14 protein-coding genes and 6 tRNA genes are annotated in these 18,371 nt (G+C 40.8%); 17 read left to right on the top strand and 3 right to left on the bottom strand.

All coding sequences use genetic code 11. From position 1 onward, the window contains the following. Positions 1 to 49: 49 nt before the first annotated feature. The 5 genes from VK664_RS25235 (at position 50) to VK664_RS25215 (ending at position 3,645) form a co-directional block, all read left to right on the top strand. Positions 50 to 1,423 (top strand): sugar porter family MFS transporter, encoded by a 1,374-nt coding sequence (locus VK664_RS25235; RefSeq protein WP_461401493.1) that lies wholly within the window; start codon positions 50 to 52, stop codon positions 1,421 to 1,423. A gap of 225 nt (positions 1,424 to 1,648) precedes the next feature. After that, the gene (locus VK664_RS25230; RefSeq protein WP_461401492.1) at positions 1,649 to 2,005 is read left to right on the top strand and encodes a hypothetical protein; all 357 of its coding nucleotides are present in this window, start codon (positions 1,649 to 1,651) and stop codon (positions 2,003 to 2,005) included. A 9-nt stretch (positions 2,006 to 2,014) separates the two neighbouring features. Beyond that, a complete protein-coding gene (locus tag VK664_RS25225; RefSeq protein ID WP_461401491.1) occupies positions 2,015 to 2,662 on the top strand; it encodes a cytochrome-c peroxidase in 648 nt (215 codons plus the stop codon). Beyond that, on the top strand, positions 2,634 to 3,014 hold the full coding sequence (locus tag VK664_RS25220) for a cytochrome-c peroxidase (protein ID WP_461401490.1): 381 nt from the start codon (positions 2,634 to 2,636) through the stop codon (positions 3,012 to 3,014). The genes VK664_RS25225 and VK664_RS25220 overlap by 29 nt, the downstream gene beginning before the upstream one ends. Positions 3,015 to 3,075: 61 nt before the next feature. Next, complete coding sequence (locus VK664_RS25215; protein ID WP_461401489.1) at positions 3,076 to 3,645, top strand: GNAT family N-acetyltransferase; 570 nt, start codon at positions 3,076 to 3,078, stop codon at positions 3,643 to 3,645. A gap of 125 nt (positions 3,646 to 3,770) precedes the next feature. On the opposite strand, the gene VK664_RS25210 is transcribed toward VK664_RS25215, so the two are convergent. Then, positions 3,771 to 3,841: transfer RNA gene (locus VK664_RS25210), tRNA-Gln, on the bottom strand. Between the two features lie 85 nt (positions 3,842 to 3,926). Continuing rightward, the gene (gene tyrS, locus VK664_RS25205) at positions 3,927 to 5,204 is read right to left on the bottom strand and encodes a tyrosine--tRNA ligase (RefSeq protein ID WP_461401488.1); all 1,278 of its coding nucleotides are present in this window, start codon (positions 5,202 to 5,204) and stop codon (positions 3,927 to 3,929) included. A 392-nt stretch (positions 5,205 to 5,596) separates the two neighbouring features. Here tyrS and VK664_RS25200 point away from each other — a divergent pair, with 392 nt between their 5' ends. The 3 genes from VK664_RS25200 to VK664_RS25190 all read left to right on the top strand — a co-directional run bounded on the left by VK664_RS25200 (position 5,597) and on the right by VK664_RS25190 (position 13,454). After that, positions 5,597 to 6,706: a putative type IX sorting system protein PorV2 gene (locus VK664_RS25200; RefSeq protein ID WP_461401487.1), complete on the top strand. Its 1,110-nt coding sequence runs from the start codon at positions 5,597 to 5,599 to the stop codon at positions 6,704 to 6,706. Between the two features lie 40 nt (positions 6,707 to 6,746). After that, on the top strand, positions 6,747 to 11,801 hold the full coding sequence (gene porU2 / locus VK664_RS25195) for a putative type IX secretion system sortase PorU2 (RefSeq protein ID WP_461401486.1): 5,055 nt from the start codon (positions 6,747 to 6,749) through the stop codon (positions 11,799 to 11,801). A 213-nt stretch (positions 11,802 to 12,014) separates the two neighbouring features. Then, positions 12,015 to 13,454, top strand: a complete 1,440-nt coding sequence (locus tag VK664_RS25190) for a hypothetical protein (protein ID WP_461401485.1) — start codon at positions 12,015 to 12,017, stop codon at positions 13,452 to 13,454. Positions 13,455 to 13,456: 2 nt separating this feature from the next. Here the strand turns inward: VK664_RS25190 and VK664_RS25185 are convergent, their stop codons facing one another. After that, positions 13,457 to 14,053 (bottom strand): riboflavin synthase, encoded by a 597-nt coding sequence (locus tag VK664_RS25185; protein ID WP_461401484.1) that lies wholly within the window; start codon positions 14,051 to 14,053, stop codon positions 13,457 to 13,459. Between the two features lie 87 nt (positions 14,054 to 14,140). Between VK664_RS25185 and rpsU the strand changes: the two genes are divergently transcribed. The 9 genes from rpsU to VK664_RS25140 all read left to right on the top strand — a co-directional run bounded on the left by rpsU (position 14,141) and on the right by VK664_RS25140 (position 18,313). Beyond that, the gene (gene rpsU, locus VK664_RS25180) at positions 14,141 to 14,338 is read left to right on the top strand and encodes a 30S ribosomal protein S21 (protein WP_458922365.1); all 198 of its coding nucleotides are present in this window, start codon (positions 14,141 to 14,143) and stop codon (positions 14,336 to 14,338) included. Between the two features lie 146 nt (positions 14,339 to 14,484). Beyond that, entirely contained in the window at positions 14,485 to 15,387 is a 903-nt protein-coding gene (locus VK664_RS25175) for a tyrosine-type recombinase/integrase (protein WP_461401483.1), read from the top strand. Positions 15,388 to 15,549: 162 nt separating this feature from the next. Further along, positions 15,550 to 15,849: an HPF/RaiA family ribosome-associated protein gene (locus VK664_RS25170; RefSeq protein WP_461401482.1), complete on the top strand. Its 300-nt coding sequence runs from the start codon at positions 15,550 to 15,552 to the stop codon at positions 15,847 to 15,849. Between the two features lie 310 nt (positions 15,850 to 16,159). Further along, positions 16,160 to 16,233, top strand: a tRNA-Thr gene (locus VK664_RS25165). Between the two features lie 18 nt (positions 16,234 to 16,251). Further along, positions 16,252 to 16,333, top strand: a tRNA-Tyr gene (locus VK664_RS25160). Positions 16,334 to 16,528: 195 nt separating this feature from the next. Beyond that, positions 16,529 to 16,604 (top strand) — tRNA-Gly (locus VK664_RS25155). 84 nt (positions 16,605 to 16,688) lie between these two features. Next, positions 16,689 to 16,760, top strand: a tRNA-Thr gene (locus VK664_RS25150). Positions 16,761 to 16,915: 155 nt separating this feature from the next. Continuing rightward, positions 16,916 to 18,103: an elongation factor Tu gene (tuf, locus tag VK664_RS25145; RefSeq protein WP_461401481.1), complete on the top strand. Its 1,188-nt coding sequence runs from the start codon at positions 16,916 to 16,918 to the stop codon at positions 18,101 to 18,103. Between the two features lie 136 nt (positions 18,104 to 18,239). Then, a tRNA-Trp gene (locus tag VK664_RS25140) sits at positions 18,240 to 18,313 on the top strand. Positions 18,314 to 18,371: the final 58 nt, after the last annotated feature.

Genomic DNA, 18,371 nt, shown 5'->3' with positions numbered 1-18,371 from the left:
ATTAGCTTTAAAGAGACGATTCTTGTTAACGAAAATTAATTGATTCCGCATGCAGATTGAAAATACCGCAGCAGACCAGTCAAACGCCAGTAGTTCTTTAAAAGGTTATGGTTATCCGGTCAGGGCCTCGCTCATTGCCGCTTTGGGTGGCTTTCTTTTTGGTTTCGAAACGGCAGTTATATCAGGCGCTGAAAGAACCATACAGGAGCTTTGGTCATTAAGTTCCGGTTGGCTTGGTTTTACCGTTGCAGCAAGCCTTATTGGAACCGTGGTGGGTTCATTGATTGCGGGAATTCCCGCGCAGAAATACGGCCGTAAGCCGGTCTTGTCATTTATAGCAATTCTTTATCTTCTTTCATCTATAGGTTGTGCGTTTACACCGGTCTGGGGTTTGTTTATATTTTTCCGTTTTATCGGTGGGATCGCTGTGGGTGCTTCTTCGGTTGTGGGTCCCATGTATATTTCTGAAATCGCACCTGCAAAAATCCGCGGCCGTCTTGCGGGTTCCTTCCAGGTAAATATCGTGTTAGGTATCCTGATCGCTTTCTTAATGAACTACCTGCTATCCGGCATTGGAGAAGACAGCTGGAGATGGATGCTGGGTATTATGATTGTTCCTTCAGCATTGTTTGCCATCTTGCTTCGTACTATACCCGAAAGTCCACGTTGGCTTGTGTTGAATAATCGCGAACAGGAAGCAGGGGTTGTGTTTACCAAAACCGGTGAACACGATGCAGTTAGAATGATCAAAGAAGAGCAGGCTCTTATAGACCCCAAAGCCAGGGAATCATTGTTCAGCGGAAAGTACAATAAACCGATTCTTTACGCGGTTCTGCTCGCCATGTTTAATCAGCTTTCGGGAATCAATGCAATTATATATTATGCACCCAGGATTTTTGAAATGGCGGGTTTCAATAAAGAAAACGCATTCCAGCAGTCCGTTTATATCGGCGCAGCCAACTTGTTTTTCACTTTACTTGCTATGAACTTCATAGATAAGTTTGGGAGGAAAAAGCTGTTGCTGATTGGTGCAGCAGGCGATTTTATATTCCTGGCACTAACCGCAATGGCCTTTCAATCTGAAGGTGGAGGAGGTACAGCAGTAATAGTTTACCTGATTGGCTTCATCGCTTTTTTTGCGTTCTCTCAGGGTGCGGTAATCTGGGTATTTATTTCTGAAATTTTTCCAAACTCCGTTCGTTCCCAGGGTGTGTCTCTTGGAAGTTTCACCCATTGGATCATGGCCGCAATAATCTCCTGGACCTTCCCGATCATTGTTGAAGGAAGCAAAAACGGTGGATTTTATTCCTTTATTTTTTATAGCCTCATGATGTTTGTCTCGTTTATTTTTGTCTGGAAGTTCATGCCCGAAACAAAGGGTCGTACGCTGGAGGAAATTGAACATGATCTGAAACGGAGGTAAGGATCATTCGAACTGCTTAAATGTTTGCATGAATTTATCCTGATTCAATCTTAAGTAAAATATGTTGCACCCATGACCTGTGTCATGGGTGTTTTGTTTTTTATACATCCCCCATTGCGGTTAGGCTCATCCATAAAATGGTGATTTTCCAAAGCACATATTCACTGCAATTTTGATAAAGAAGATTTGATCAAATCAAATACACAATCAATAAAACAATCAACAATGAAAACAGGACTTGTTTCTCTATTAGCAGTATTTACAATTGTCTTTGGTGGTAAAGATAAACTCACAGGCAGATGGCAAACCAAACCTTCTGAAACCGGCAACGTGACAGGGGTCGTCTTTATGGAAGACAACACATTTGAAGCTTTTGTTAACAGGAAACCTTTTGTTTCCGGAAAGTTCCAGGTGACAGACAGCGTTTTTACATTCACTGACAATGGTTGTAATGGAGCCCGTGGCACTTATAAGATGATTTTCTTCAGTAACAACGATTCACTTCGATTCCAGACTATTTCCGATAGCTGCGACAGGAGAAGAGTGGGGATGGAACGGCTGATTATTGGTAGAGTCAAATAGTTCTTCATCATGAAAAAGATTTTCTTAATTGTAGTCATTGCTATTTCATTCATACCCCTGCTTACCTCTTTTAAGGACAAAGCTGATAAAGAGGAGATTGAACTAGGAAAAATGTTATTCTCAGATCCGATCTTATCAAGGGACATGACCATCAGTTGTGCCAGCTGCCATATTCCAGGGTTTGCTTTTGCTGATACAGCTGTGGTAAGCAGGGGTGTGTTTGGACGTAAAGGCAAACGAAATTCGCCTTCAGCCATGAATGTACTTCTGCGGAGATCACTATTCTGGGATGGCCGTGCTAACACCCTTGAGGAGCAGGCCCTGGCGCCTATAGAAAATCCGGATGAAATGGATTTATCTATTGATTCGGCGATCGCGAGACTAACACAAAACGCTGGATACTATGAACTATTTCAAAAAGTTTACGGCGCACCACCAGATAAAAAATACTTAAGCGCCGCAATTGCTGCCTTTGAAAGGACATTGGAAACAAGTGAAAGTCCATTCGATGACTGGAAGTTTTCCGGTGATTCAACTGCGGTAAGTGCTTCTGTAAAAAGAGGATTTGAGCTTTTCAGTTCAAAAGGAAAATGCACACAGTGTCATTTTGGTGCTGACTTTACTGCCAATGAGTTCCGCAAATATTGGCCTGTTTAATGGGATTGATCTCAACGATAGTGGTCGCGCAATGATAACAAAACTTCCGGATGATATCGGGAGGTTTAAGACACCAACATTAAGGAACATTGCGCTCACTGCACCTTATATGCATAATGGCATGTTCAGGACGCTGGATGAAGTGATAGACTTTTATAATGACACCAAAAGCATCATTCCAAACGGATTATATACTGACTCAGTACTTGCGATGCCGCTAGGATTGAGCCCAGCAGAAAAAAACGATATCAAGGCTTTTCTGCTTTCACTGACGGATAAAAGATTTGATACAACTATTAGAAGATTAAATACAGCTGTTAACGAACATCAGAACTTCATGGGTGAATATTGATCTGGTCTTTTTAAACAAATAACTAATTAGTCGACATTGGTGACTAATTAGTTATTTTGAAATGACAAGTCATTTATATGCAGGATCATTTAATACAATAATGGATAAAATTAATCCTGAAGAAATAGTTATCAGAACTACTCTCAAGCCCGGTGACCTGGGCTATGTCATTTATTTGCATGGCAAACTTTACCAACAGGAATATGGTTATAGTACCAGTTTTGAAGTATATGTAGCCCAGGGGCTTTCCGAATTTTACAGAAATTATGATCCGCTGCTGGATGGTATATGGATCATGGAACACAAAGAAAAGATAGTTGGTTTCCTTTTACTTATGCACCGGGATCAGGGACAGGCACAATTGCGATATTTTATCATCGAGCCAGCATACCGTGGGTTGGGCCTGGGAAAAATGTTGTCTGATTTATTTATGGCTCATTTCATTGAAAAAGGATATGAAAGGGCTTATTTATGGACTACGGATGAATTGTATACTGCGGCAAACATCTACCAGAAAATGGGATTCAGGCTATCTGAAGAGGTCCTGTCTGAATCATTCGGCAAAAGGGTAAAAGAACAACGCTTTGACCTGGTTCTTAAAAGTGGTCAGGAATCATCACAACAGGTTTGAAAACTATATTAATAGTTACGCCATCTATACTACCGGGTCATTTAATACGTGTGACTATATAGATGACTATACCATATAAAAACAAAAACGGGACAAAACAGAAGAAATCTGTACTGTCCCGTATGTTGCCCGACCAGGATTCGAACCTAGACAAACTGAACCAAAATCAGTTGTACTGCCATTATACTATCGGGCAATCCGTTCTTCTTAGCGTATTTTCTAAAAAGGACTGCAAAAATAAGGCATCGCATGATTCATTCCAAATAATGCAGTTTTATTTATCAGATTCCATTAACCAGGTAGTAATGTTTTTTCCCTTTTTGCACCAGGATATATTTTCCATGAAGCAGATCATCACCAGTCAACTGCTGTGTAATATCCTGAACTTTTACCCGGTTAATGCTAATGCCACCATTCTGGATCATTTTTCGGGCTTCACCTTTGCTGGGAAATATTTTTGTCTCAGCAAGAAACCCAATCAGGTCGGCACCGGCGCGTATTGCCTCAATAGGGTAATCAAAGCGCACAACGCCTTCCATACTCGCAATATCTTCTTCGCTTAATGAGGTAGCCGGAGCCGTCATATCAGCAAACAATTTCTCTGTTGTTGCGATCGCTTTATCATATTCGCTTTCGCCATGAACAAAAATGGTGACTTCCCTGGCAAGTGCTTTTTGTAAGCTACGATTGCCTGGATTTTCAATGTGCTTTTCGATCATTGAATCAATCTCAGCCTTTGGCAGAAACGTAAAAATCTTTATCCACTCTTCCGCATCAGAATCTTTTGCATTCAGCCAGAACTGGTAAAACTCGTAAGGTGAAGTCCTTTCCGGATCCAGCCAGACATTGCCTTTTTCAGTCTTGCCAAACTTACCACCATCGGCCTTTTTTATCAGAGGACAGGTAAAAGCAAATGCCTCACCTGCTGCTTTACGCCTCACAAGCTCACTACCGGTGGTTATATTGCCCCACTGATCACTGCCCCCCATCTGAAGTTTGCAATTCCTGTTTTTATATAACCAATAAAAATCATATCCCTGCATCAATTGGTAAGCAAACTCAGTATAACTGAGCCCAATCTCACCTTCGATCCGTTTTTTCACACTGTCTTTAGCCATCATATAATTAACGGTAATAAACTTACCGGTGTCGCGCAAAAACTCAATAAAAGAAATTGTGCGGAACCAGTCATAATTGTTTACCATTTCGGCGACATTAGGCAAAGCAGGGTTGAAGTCCAGGTATTTTTCGAGTTGATTCCTGATCCCATTTACGTTTTTTGCAAGCTCTTCTTCATTTAAAAGATTTCTTTCCTGGCTTTTTCCAGAGGGATCCCCAATCATTCCCGTAGCACCACCTACCAGCGCAATTGGTTTATGACCGGCTCGCTGAAGATGGACCAGCAGTATGATAGGCACCAGGCTGCCAATATGCAGTGAATTTGCGGTTGGATCAAAACCGATATATCCGGTGGTCATTTCTTTTTTGAGTTGTTCCTCTGTTCCGGGCATCACATCCTGCAGCATTCCCCGCCATTTCAATTCTTCTAAAAGACTCATATTAAAAAATTGTATTTTTTTGTCAGATTTATCGTTAGTGGTATTAGTCAAGCTGTTATCCCTCAATTTTTGCCTGTAAAATTTTCAAAACCAGGGGTTCGGCGGTCGAGCCACTTTCACCTCTAACTGGAAAACTGTATTTTGTAAAGATAATACAGCCGCATTTCGTTTAAAAGCACTTGCAAATATCAAGGGAATCAACGAATTACGCAAATCTAAGGATTACCGGAACTTTAGTTGAAATATGCAATAATTTCACCTGCTGTTCGTTTGCCATTGTTGAACTTCCAATACCGAACTATTTCATTTTCAGTCAGAATTAATGACAGAAATGAAACAAGCCGGTCAGGATCGTAGTCTTAAATTAATTGCTTATTTAGAAACCCGGGTCGATGAAAAAAAACCTTTCCCTATTATTCTTTTCCTTAACACTGCTGTTATGGCAACAATCATTTTCACAATTCCGGAAATATTCAAATGAGTTTCTAAATATCGGGGCAGGTGCCCGGGGACTTGCAATGGCTGGTGCGCAGATCGCATCGGTGGAGGATGGCACTTCAGGTTATTGGAACCCTGCCGGCCTGGTCAATGTTAAGGACAATCCCCAGGTTAACCTCATGCATGCAGAATATTTCGCAGGTATAGGCAAGTATGATTTTGCAAACGTGACACTTCCCTTAAAAGATAATAAAAGAGTAATTGGTTTATCATTACTCCGTTTCGCTGTTGATGATATTCCCAACACTATCTTCCTGGTAGAACCGGATGGCACTATCAATTTCAGCAATGTACAGACCTTTTCTTCTGCCGATTATGCTTTCATGATTTCCATGGCACAACAAAAGATATTGAAGAAGGACCGTAAACTCAATATGGGTTTTAACGCAAAAATAATTCATCGTAAGGCCGGCGATTTTGCAACTGCCTGGGGATTTGGGTTTGATGCAGGTGTGCAGCTGGTTGACAAGCGCTGGAGGGTAGCTGTTATGGCGCGTGATGTAACCACTACATTCAATGCATGGTCATTCAGTCTCAATGAAAAAATGCGCGAGGTTTTTTATGTGACGCAGAATGAAATCCCGGTTAAGTCAACTGAACTTACAGCGCCAAAACTGATAATCGGCGGAGCTTATAATTTCCCAATCAATAAAAATCTGAACCTGCTTACTGAAGTAAATGTTGATCTTAACTTCGATGGAAGAAGAAACACCGTGCTTTCAGGATCTACCGTTAGTGCTGATCCGAAAATCGGGCTTGAGCTTGGTTATAAGAATGTGTTTTTTGTAAGAGGTGGCATTAATAATTTTCAACAGGCCCTTGATGATGCAGATATTACAAACACAAAAAAAGTATGGATCTACCAGCCAGGTGTAGGTGCCGGTTTCCGTATATCGAGTGTTCAGATTGATTATGCCTTCACAAACCTGGCTAATCAGTCAAATCCGTTGTTTACACATGTTTTTTCTTTAAAACTTGATCTGAAGAAAAAACAAAGCAAATAATCTTACCCTTACCCTCATGAGAACGAACAAAGATCATTTTATGAAAAGATTTTTTACATTATTATTATTACTGTGTGGTCTCAATGGATTCGCCCAGCAATATAATAATGAATGGATCCGGTTTGATCAGACCTACTATAAATTCCAGATCGCAACAGCCGGTTTATACCGGATTCCCAAATCTGTACTGGACGTTGCGGGCATCGGGAATACACCCGTGGAGTTTCTGGAACTCTGGTCCAATGGAAAGATGGTTCCTTTTTATCCTTCGGTGCCAACTGGTGTTTTGCCGGCCAATGGATACCTCGAGTTTTGGGGAGAAGGGAATGATGGCAAACCTGATAAACCGCTTTACCGATCAGCGGCTTCACAACACACCGATAAAATTAGTTTGATTTCGGGCTATGCAAGTTATTTTCTCAGCGTCAATACCTCTCAAACCGGGTTTCAATTTAAGGATCGCACCAATAATCCGGATATCAGCCCTTTACCCGTTGAGCCATATTTTATGCATACTGCGGGTAACTATTTCAGTAGCCAGTTAAACCCTGGTTTTGCCGCAGTCGTGGGGGAGTATGTATATTCATCATCTTATGATAAGGGAGAGTATTGGTCAAGTTCACCATTTACACCATCAGCTCCATTAAATTCTTCAATCGGAGTCCAGGCTGTTTATGCCGCAGGCCCACAGTCAACTTTTAAATATGGTGCTTCCGGTAATGCCCTGAATGCAAGAACTATACGTGTAAGTGTAAACGGGTCTGTGGTCAATGATACGTTGATGGATTATTTTAATGACATCAATGCCACGGTTGCTATACCAACAAGCCTCATAACATCAGGCACAGCAACTATACAGATGGTTGATAATTCTGTCGTAACTACTGATCGGGTAGTGTCATCCTATTATGAAATTATTTATCCGCGGCTGTTTGATTTTGGTAATACCAGCAATTTCAAATTCGAATTGCCGGCAAGACTGGCAGGATTTTTACTTGAGGTCACCAATTTCAATGCCGGAGCTGCCGCACCTGTTTTGTATGATCTGAGTACAGGCAAAAGATTTATCGGTAATATCAGTGTGCCCGGGAAAGTGCGGTTTGCATTGCCAGGTAGCAATGTTCCTATAAAATATGTGTTGTCATCCCAGGATGCCGCTAATATCAATAGCATAGCAACTGTCGCCACAAAAAAGTTTGTTGATTATTCCCTGGTAGCGAACCAGGGAACTTTCCTTGTTATTTCACATCCCAGTCTTTATAATGGATCAACCGGCAATAACCCGGTGAATGATTATGCTAATTACAGGCAGACTTCAGCCGGTGGTGGATATGTGTCTAAGATTGTTGATATAGATGAGTTGGTAGATCAGTTTGCTTTTGGAATAAAAAAGCATCCATTGTCTGTTAAAAACTTTTTACGATATGCCCGAGCTACCTTTGCGATACTTCCTAAACATGTGTTTCTTATTGGTCATGGTATGACCTATGATCAGTATCGTTTACGTGAAGCTGACCCCGTCGCAGAAAGGCTGAACATTATTCCAACATTTGGTAATCCGGCTTCAGATAATATGCTGGCTTCTTCCGGAGTGTTGAGCCCTGTGCCGGAAACCCCGATAGGCAGACTGTCAGTAATTTCAGCAAAAGAGATAGAAGATTATCTCGAGAAAGTGAAGCAATTCGAAGATGTTCAGAAAAATTCACCAAATACTATTGCCGGTCGTCAATGGATGAAAAACGTGGTGCACGTAACGGGCGGTGGTGATTCTTATCTTAGTACTGTGTTGTGTAATTTTATGGGGGTCTATAAAAGTATTATAGAAGATACCCTGTTTGGTGGTAAAGTATATACGTTCTGTAAAACGACTACGGCTGGGGTGGAAACAGGTGGTGCTGAAAGATTAGCGCAATTGTTTGGAGAAGGAATCTCAATGCTGAATTATTTCGGGCACTCTTCATCAACAACACTCGAATTTAACCTGGATAATCCTTCAGCATATGAAAACTTTGGTAAGTACCCGGTTTTTTATGTGAATGGTTGTAATGCAGGAAACTTTTTTACATACTTTCCTCAACGTCTTTCAGTCAATGAAACGTTATCTGAGAAATTTGTACTCGCAAAAGGCCGGGGATCTATTGCTTTTGTTGCCAGTACGCACTTTGGTATTGTAAATTATCTCAATCTCTTCCTGAACGGGTTATATGGAGTTCTTGCTAAATCCGAAAGTGGTACTATGGGCGAGAATCAACGTAATGCCCTGGCAGCACTTATAACTGCTGCAGGTTCAACGGACTACTATGCCCGCCTCCATGCAGAAGAGATAACCTTTCATGGTGACCCCGCTCTGAAAATGAACAACCAACCAAAACCTGATTATGTAATTGAAGAGTCACTTATCACTCTTAACCCCGCTTTTATCTCCATTGCGGAAAATGAATTTGCATTGAAAGTGAAGATGGTTAATATTGGGAAAGCAAGTCCTGATTCAATCACACTTTCAATCAAAAGAACATATCCTGACGGGAGCCAGGAAACAATATACAGCACTCGCATCCCGGGAGTTAAAAGTGCCGATTCTATTGCGCTTACTATTCCTATTGTTACACTGCGTGATAAAGGGATGAATAAGTTAACCGTTTTCATAGATAGTGACAGTGAAATCGATGAGATGTCGGAAAGCAATAACATTGTTACTAAGGAATTTTTCATATTCGAGGATGAGGCAAGACCAGTTTATCCATACCCGTTCTCTATTGTGACTGATCCAAATCAGAAGTTATATGCTTCTACAGCAAATCCATTCAGTCTCGCCAGGGACTATATTATTCAGATGGATACCACCGAGCTGTTTGACTCTCCGTTTAAAGTAAGCAAGACGATCAATTCAGCTGGCGGTATCGTTGAATTGTTGCCCGGAATTGCGTATCAGGACAGTGCGGTTTATTATTGGAGAATTTCGATAGTACCACCAACGGGTGGAAACTACCAATGGTCATATTCATCCTTTGTTTTCATTCCGGGAGAAGTAAGTGGATTCAACCAATCGCATTATTTTCAACATGTCAAATCCAATTCAGAAAGGCTTTCCCTGCAAGACAGTACCCGATTATGGGATTTTGGAAACCGCAACAATGATCTGTTTATACGTCACGGCGTGTATCCTACCAGCGGTCAATATGATAATGACTTTTCAGTTTCCGTAAACGGAGAATCAAAAATAGCAAGTGCCTGTGTTGCACGATCACTGATAGTTAATGTGTTTGATCCGATAACTTTCAAACCCTGGAAAAACGTCAGCTCAACCGGAACCAATTTGTTTACGTTTTCAAGTGGTTCGGCGAACTGCGCGCCATCACGGAACTGGAATTTTGAGTTTACCTATATGAATGCTGTTTCGCGAAATAACATGGTTAACTTCATGAACTATATACCGAACGGGGCTTACGTAGTGGTACGCACGACTGACTATAGCCTGGCTGCATTACCACCTTCATGGCAGGCTGACACGTTGACTTACGGCTCTAATAATTCCCTTTATCACAAATTGTTTGCCGCAGGTTTACTCGGCATTGATTCAATTACCACGGCTCGTTGCTTTGTCCTCGTTTATAAGAAGAATGATTTTAGTTTTTCTCCTGTCTACAGGATAAGCAAGGATTTGAATGACCGGATAGTTTTGAACGTTAAGACACCAACAAAGGATACTCTTGGTTTTATTACTTCACCGAAATTTGGACCTGCCAAGGAATGGAAACAATTGGTCTGGAGAGGAGAAAGCCTGGAAAGTCCGACAGATGATAATCCAGCCATTGATGTAATCGGTATAGATAGAAACAATGTAGAGTCAGTGATTGCACAGGTTGACAGAAGTACACAGGAATTTGATCTCAGTGCTATTGATGCAGCCATGTATCCATACCTTAAACTCCAGATGCGTAATCCTGATTCCGTCAATCTTACTCCTTATCAGCTGAAATACTGGCGTGTTTATTATAAGGGAGTTCCTGAAGGAGGGCTTGCCAGCAGTATCTTTTTTAATACCAAAGACACGCTCGAGGCAGGGGAACCTATCAAATTCGGAATTGCTTTCAAAAATGTAAGTAAGCTACCGTTTGATAGCCTCAAAGTAAAAGTTACAATTCTCGATCAAAGCAATGTTACGCATGTTATTGATATGCCAAGGCAAAAACCGCTTGTTTTTAATGATACAATACAACTGCGGTTTGAATTGGATAGCCGCAATTATCCAGGGGTGAACACCATTTTTGTGGAGTTTAACCCGGAAGTAGATCAGCTGGAACAGGCACATTTTAATAATTTCCTTTATAAGAATGTTTATGTCCGGACAGATAATATTAACCCGCTTCTTGACATAACCTTTGATGGTGTTCATATCTTAAACCGCGACATAGTGTCGGCAAAGCCGAAGATTCAGATCAAATTGAAAGATGATGCGAAATATTTGTTATTAAACGATACTACCTTAAGTACGATTCAGGTAAGATATCCGGATGGTATGCTTCGCACGTTTAGCTATGACAATGATACATTAAGGTTCAATCCGGCTACTTCAAGCGATGATAATACTGCTTCTATCGATTTCAATCCGCAATTCCTGAAGCAATTCAATCCGGAAGGGGACGAGTATGAGCTGATTGTAAAAGGAAAGGACCGTAGTGGTAATAAGGCAGGTCAGATCGAGTTCAGGGTGACATTTAAGGTGATCTCAAAGCCTATGATCTCAAACCTTTTAAACTATCCGAATCCGTTCAGTACTTCAACTGCCTTTGTATTTACGCTCACGGGAAGCGAAATTCCTCAAAACATGAAGATTCAAATCCTGACTGTCACCGGCAAAATAGTGCGGGAAATCACTATGAATGAATTGGGGCCAATTCGTATAGGAAGAAATATAACGGAATTCAAGTGGAACGGTACCGACCAATATGGTCAGAAATTGGGTAATGGTGTATATCTCTACAGGGTGGTAACAACTATGAATGGAAAGTCGATGGAAAAATACAGGTCTGAAGGCGATAACACAGACAAGTTCTTCAACAATGGTTATGGAAAGATGTACCTGATGAGATAAAAGTCAGAACTAATGACGAAGGGGATAAGGTGCTTACTTTATCCCCTTTTTCTATCTGCTAATTTGATATTTGTAGCTTACCCTCGAAGAATCGGAACCTGCACATTAACTTTAACGAAACTTGCAAAAGATATGGAAGCATCCGGTTCAGATTTTCTAAATAAAAGGTGGCTTCCCTTACTTGTATTTTTAGCGGTGTCTTTAGTTCTTTACATGCCTGTGCTGCATAACAGTTTTGCATCGGATGATTTCAAGGCTGTCTATAGAGCAGGTGTTAAGGGCCATATTTTTGGTCCTGGCTTCTTCCGGCCCTTTTCTGACTTAACTATATTCATTACTTATGCTGCTGTTGGTTCCGACACCTTCTATTACCACTTTTCAAATGTTGTTTTACACGGATGTTCAGCATTTTTTCTTTATCTGCTGGCACTCAGACTGCCATTTCTAAACGGAATGGATAACAGGCAATCTTTTGCCTGGTACTCATCGATTCTGTTTGTAACCTATCCTTTTCATAATGAATCAATCACCTGGATTGTTGGACGGGGCTCTGAATCAGCAACTTTTTTTGCCTTAGCCTGTATGCTCATTTTTGTGAGCAAAATAAAGCCACTGTACAAGTATCTTTATACCGGATGTCTATATTTCATTGGTTTGCTTGCTTACGAATCAATTCTTTTTCTTCCCGTCATCCTATTCCTGATCTCCTGTAAAAAGCAAAGATCAAAAAACGAAATGGCTAAATGGCTGTTGGTTTTTCTACTTGTACTCATATCCTATTTTGCAATAAGGTATATTATGGCCGGTGTTGTTATCGGTGAGTATGGACATGGGATATTTTCTATTCAAGTCCTGAGATATGCGGCTAACATTTTTAAGGTGATGGGAAGAATGTTTTTACCACCGTCCCATAATTCCTTATTACTAACAGTTGCATTTTCAACATTAGTAGTTTTATATCTTGGTAGTTGGTTTATGCCTGCAAAGGCGATTCCAGATAGGATTAATGCAAGAAAAGATGAACTCATTATTCTCTTTTGTATGCTGGTGTCATTAATTATTCCTATAACATTTGGCATAAGCACCCAGACCTCCGAAGGTGAAAGACTCCTTTATTTTCCTTCTGTTTTTATTTCGCTTTTTTTTGCCTGCTTAATTGTGGAAAGTTCTGCCAGGAAGATTTTTAAGCGGTTATTAATGGTTGCCCTGGTAATCTTCAATATCATTTTTGTCGAAATCAATAATTCATATTGGATAAAAGCCTCTTATATCACCGATGCAGCAATTAAGCAAACAATTGATATTGCAGGTTCAGACAGAGAAATAGTTTTCGTGAATGTTCCCGGTGAGTACCATGGTGCATATATTTTCAGGAACAGTTTTAAAGAAGCGATGTTGTTGAACAATATAGACACACAAAAAGTGCAGGTGGCAAATTATCTGAATCATGCAGAATACAATTCATTGCCAGGTAAGATTTTACCTGAAATAATAGCTGATACATTACATTTTGGAAAGTCTGTTAAGATGTCGGCGAAGAGATTATCGATAACCAATTATGACAAACCTGATGAATCGGTGAAGTATATTGAAATAAAGGAAAACACCGAGATCTGGTTCTGGGATAAACATCAGTTCCTGCGATACCAATAAGATCAATGGTGGTTTGTAACTGCACTTATCCGGTTCATATATTTCCCGATAACATCAAACTCCAGGTTTACTGTATCTCCTTCCTTCCGGGTTTTGAGATTTGTATGTTGATAGGTATATGGAATGATGGCTACAGAAAATTCATTAAATGTTATGTCGAAAACGGTAAGACTTATCCCGTTCAGACAAACAGAGCCTTTCTCGATAATTAATGAGGCGAACGACCGATCAAAACCTATCCTAAATTTCCAGCTCCCGTTTTCGTCTGAGATTGCCAATATCCGGCCAATAATGTCAACATGCCCCTGCACAATGTGACCGTCCAGGCGGCCATTCATCATCATGCTTCTTTCGAGGTTCACATAGTTTCCGGTGTTCCAGGTACCGAGATCCGTTTTGTCGAGTGTTTCGGCAACGGCCGTCACCCGGTGCCGGCCGGGTTCCAGGGCATCCACGGTTAAACATACCCCGTTGTGAGATACGCTCTGATCAATCCTGAATTCTTCAGAGATCGGAGAGGAGAGCCAGAATACGGCATTTCCCCCATCCAGGCTTACGGATTCAATAATGCCCACTGATTCAACTATTCCGGTAAACATTTTGCAAAATTCGTATTTTTCTCTTTTACTATTTCAGATTTTGTTTTATCTTTGCCGTCCTTAAAGAATTTAAAAAGGTATCATTTTATGTTGATCATTGATTCAAAAGACTGCGAAAATATCGACAAGGCCCTCAAAAAGTATAAAAAGAAATTTGAGAAGTCTAAAATCCTGTTGCAATTGAGAGAGCGCCAGTCTTACACAAAGAAATCTGTTAAGCGTCGTGGAGAGGTGTTGAAAGCAGTTTACAAGCAGAAGATCGTAACCGGCGAGATCGAAGCATAAGATCAACCTGTCAAAATATAGCTATAGCTGTAGTGTGAAAACGCTACGGCTATTTTTTGTGTCCCTATATCATTGGTTTAGAGGGAAACAATAGTAATTTTAAAGGAGAATTAAGGTCGACCAACCAAGTTGAAATATAAATTACTATGGCATATTCTCCTATCGCCCAGGTGCAGATGTTTATTGACTACTTACGATTCGAGAAACGATACTCGGAACATACCGTTCGGGCATATCAGGACGATCTCGCTCAGTTAATTGAATTTACCGCTGCGCAATTTGAAGAAACGGATCCCCGGAGGCTGAGCCCTGCTTTTGTACGCAGCTGGCTTGCAAGTCTGAAGGAGCAGAAGCTTAGTGCCAGGTCGATCAATCGAAAAATCTCTTCAGCACGGGCGTTTTTTAAGTACCTGATGCGGACTGGAATTTTGACCCATTCACCCATGACCAATGTAACTGCTCCAAAGATTGCCAGAAGATTGCCGGGTTTCGTGGAAGAGAAAGATATGGGAACTTTACTTACACATGTGGAGTTCCCTGATACCTGGAAAGGAAAGACCGACCGCTTGTTGCTGGATATATTTTACAATACCGGCATGAGGTTATCAGAGCTTATGAACCTTAAAGAAAGCCAGGTCAATCTGAACGCTAAATCAATAAAGGTCCTGGGCAAAGGAAACAAGGAAAGAGTGATACCGGTAAGCAGAGATTTAACAGAAAGGATTTCCCAATATATTGAAGTAAAAAAAACATTGATACCTGGTAATGGGGGGCCAATACTGTTGGTGAACGACAAGGGTAAAAAGCTATATCCCAAGTATCTTTATCTCACAGTAAAACATTATCTCTCCCTTATAACGACCAGTGACCGGAAAAGCCCGCACATCCTGCGTCATAGCTTTGCAACACATCTTTCGAACAATGGCGCGGACATCAATGCTGTGAAGGAATTACTTGGGCATGCGAGTCTTTCATCTACCCAGATTTATACTCATAATTCAATACAAAAATTAAAGGATATTCATAAGAAAGCGCATCCGAAAGCCTGAAAAAAACAGGGTTATTTTCCCGACTTTTAATTTGGTGGTACCCCCCCGGTTAGTTAACTTCATACAATGTTATCCGCAGGGGTAAAAAGTGACTTGAGATATTCTTTTTTGAAATATTATAAGCTCTTTAATATATTGTTCACTGTTAAAAATGCGATAGTTATGAACGTTAACATTCAGACTGTGCGGTTTAATGCCGATAGTAAATTAGTAGACTATGTAAGCGATAAACTGCAAAAGATTTCTACCTTTCACGACCGTATTATCAAAGTCGATGTATTCCTCAAACTAGACAATGTAGTCCACAACATCAAGGACAAGATCGCTGAAATCAGGGTTTCCGTACCAAGACAGCAATTTTTTGTTAAGGCATCTTCTAAATCGTTCGAAGAATCATTTGATGCAGCACTCAATTCAATTGTAATGCAGATCAAAAGAAAAAAAGATAAGAAAGTAGCTTAATCATACACAAAAAGATCAAATAATAAATTTTTCAAAACCTCCTTCGGGAGGTTTTTTCATTTGAGGACCTTCCAATACTCATTGGATCTATATAAATACTCACCTGGATCTTTATACAGGTAAGAATGATGAAAAAAATTCTCTTTTTAAATTTTTCGATTTAACAAATTCGATTACCTTTGCCTTCCCAAAAATTAGGGGGGTGAGTTTGGTAGTTGTGATTGCTCTTTGTGGTATTGGTTTTCAGAGAATTGAAACATGAGTTGCTGAATCAGGTCATAAAAAGACCGGATCAGTAAATAATAAAAATGCCAGTGTAGCTCAGTTGGCCAGAGCAGCTGATTTGTAATCAGCTGGTCGGGGGTTCGAATCCCTCCACTGGCTCTAATTCATGTTTCATTCGGGCAGGTTCCAGAGTGGCCAAATGGGGCGGACTGTAAATCCGCTGTCTTCGACTTCAGAGGTTCGACTCCTCTCCTGCCCACATAATGCCGTTGCTTGCTCCAGGTTTGCCTGTTAGTTTTAGAGTACCCGGTAGTTTGGATAATATTGTAGGCTGGGTTACAATTGGTAGAAACAGGGGCGGGATGATTTTTCCTGTTCTCACCTGCTAATTCACTAATTTGCGCCTTGATTTTGCAATTTTAAAGATCGGATTAGTTCTTTGAGTATTTTTTAAGCGGGAGTAGCTCATTTGGTAGAGCGATAGCCTTCCAAGCTATAGGTGGCGAGTTCGAGCCTCGTCTCCCGCTCCAGTAAAACAGTCAAAGTCAAATAGGTCAAAAAGTTAGCTGTTGTATTTGACTTTCTTTAGGTACCACTGACTCAATGACTGAATTGCCTTTGTAGCTCAGTGGTAGAGCACTTCCTTGGTAAGGAAGAGGTCGTGAGTTCGATTCTCATCAACGGCTCCGCATAGATTAATTTCTTTTCTCGGTTCTTAATTGAATTCCAATTATTAATTGATTTCAGAGCGAAGGTTATTAGTATTTAAAGTTTATCAGTATTAAGAATTAAATTGTGCCCTTGCACATACAAAAAAACACACAACTAAAAACAGATAACGATGTCAAAAGAGACTTTCAAGAGGGATAAACCCCACGTCAACGTTGGTACCATCGGTCACATTGACCACGGTAAAACTACTTTAACAGCTGCAATCACAACGATCCTTGCAACAAAGGGTTTTGCGACAGCGAAAAAGTATGATGAAATTGATGCTGCACCGGAGGAAAAGGAGAGAGGTATAACCATCAATACAGCTCACGTGGAATACATGACTGTTAATCGTCACTATGCGCACGTTGACTGTCCAGGTCACGCTGACTATGTGAAGAACATGATTACAGGTGCTGCACAGATGGACGGAGCTATATTAGTTGTGGCTGCTACAGACGGTCCAATGCCTCAAACAAAAGAGCACATTCTGCTTGCACGCCAGGTTGGTGTACCACGCATGGTTGTGTTTATGAATAAAGTGGATCTGGTTGATGATCCGGAATTATTGGAGCTCGTTGAAATGGAAATTCGCGAATTGCTGAGTTTCTATGGTTTCGATGGCGACAATACACCTATCATCCAGGGCTCAGCTACCGGCGCTTTGGCTGGTGATCCAAAGTGGGTTAAAGCAGTTGAAGATCTGATGGAAGCTGTTGATACATACATTCCGTTACCTCCGCGTCCGGTTGATCAGCCGTTCCTGATGTCAGTTGAAGATGTGTTCTCAATTACTGGTCGTGGTACTGTTGCAACTGGTCGTATCGAAAGAGGTCGTATCAAAGTTGGAGAAGGTATCGAAATCGTTGGTCTGATGGATGCTCCACTGGTATCAACTGTAACAGGAGTTGAAATGTTCCGCAAGTTACTGGATGCCGGAGAAGCTGGTGATAATGCTGGTTTGTTGTTACGTGGTATTGAAAAGACCCAGATCCGCCGTGGTATGGTGCTTGTAAAACCAGGTTCAATCACTCCGCACACTGAATTCAAAGGAGAAGTTTATGTTCTGAGCAAGGAAGAAGGTGGACGTCACACTCCATTCTTTAACAAATATCGCCCTCAGTTCTATTTCCGTACAACAGATGTTACCGGTGAAGTTGAATTACCTGCAGGAACTGAAATGGTTATGCCTGGTGATAATACTGCACTCAGCGTTAAGTTGATCCAACCAATTGCAATGGAAAAAGGTTTGAAATTTGCGATCAGGGAAGGTGGCCGTACAGTAGGTGCAGGTCAGGTTACAGAAATTATCAAGTAATTCCAATAGCGGACTTTTGGTCTGAAATATCAAGTAAGTAATAAAAAAGTGCCTGCTTACAGGCACTTTTTTAAGCTTAAAAAAATCTTGATTAAAGCTTAACATGCTAGATATTATTTCGGACCTTAGTTGTTATACGGGCATAGTTCAATGGTAGAATAGAGGTCTCCAAAACCTTTGATCTGGGTTCGAATCCTAGTGCCCGTGCCAAGTAAATATAATTTAACACCGTCACGATATAATAAACTTATACCGTTCGGTGTTTTGA

The organism is Flavitalea sp. (genome assembly GCF_035489435.1).
Classification (GTDB): Bacteria; Bacteroidota; Bacteroidia; order Chitinophagales; family Chitinophagaceae; genus DATHKG01.
The sequence above is the reverse complement of the archived record's forward strand: the minus strand, read 5'-3'. Positions and strand labels throughout refer to the sequence as shown.

What these genes read in the sequence shown, in the direction of transcription:
- VK664_RS25215 (WP_461401489.1), top strand. Translation starts at nt 3,076, where the DNA reads ATGACAAGTCATTTATATGCAGGATCATTTAATACAATAATGGATAAA.
- VK664_RS25185 (WP_461401484.1), bottom strand. Translation starts at nt 14,053, where the DNA reads ATGTTTACCGGAATAGTTGAATCAGTGGGCATTATTGAATCCGTAAGC.
- VK664_RS25190 (WP_461401485.1), top strand. Translation starts at nt 12,015, where the DNA reads ATGCCTGTGCTGCATAACAGTTTTGCATCGGATGATTTCAAGGCTGTC.
- rpsU (WP_458922365.1), top strand. Translation starts at nt 14,141, where the DNA reads ATGTTGATCATTGATTCAAAAGACTGCGAAAATATCGACAAGGCCCTC.
- VK664_RS25170 (WP_461401482.1), top strand. Translation starts at nt 15,550, where the DNA reads ATGAACGTTAACATTCAGACTGTGCGGTTTAATGCCGATAGTAAATTA.
- VK664_RS25235 (WP_461401493.1), top strand. Translation starts at nt 50, where the DNA reads ATGCAGATTGAAAATACCGCAGCAGACCAGTCAAACGCCAGTAGTTCT.
- tyrS (WP_461401488.1), bottom strand. Translation starts at nt 5,204, where the DNA reads ATGAGTCTTTTAGAAGAATTGAAATGGCGGGGAATGCTGCAGGATGTG.
- VK664_RS25200 (WP_461401487.1), top strand. Translation starts at nt 5,597, where the DNA reads ATGAAAAAAAACCTTTCCCTATTATTCTTTTCCTTAACACTGCTGTTA.
- VK664_RS25220 (WP_461401490.1), top strand. Translation starts at nt 2,634, where the DNA reads ATGAGTTCCGCAAATATTGGCCTGTTTAATGGGATTGATCTCAACGAT.
- VK664_RS25175 (WP_461401483.1), top strand. Translation starts at nt 14,485, where the DNA reads ATGGCATATTCTCCTATCGCCCAGGTGCAGATGTTTATTGACTACTTA.
- VK664_RS25230 (WP_461401492.1), top strand. Translation starts at nt 1,649, where the DNA reads ATGAAAACAGGACTTGTTTCTCTATTAGCAGTATTTACAATTGTCTTT.
- VK664_RS25225 (WP_461401491.1), top strand. Translation starts at nt 2,015, where the DNA reads ATGAAAAAGATTTTCTTAATTGTAGTCATTGCTATTTCATTCATACCC.
- porU2 (WP_461401486.1), top strand. Translation starts at nt 6,747, where the DNA reads ATGAAAAGATTTTTTACATTATTATTATTACTGTGTGGTCTCAATGGA.
- tuf (WP_461401481.1), top strand. Translation starts at nt 16,916, where the DNA reads ATGTCAAAAGAGACTTTCAAGAGGGATAAACCCCACGTCAACGTTGGT.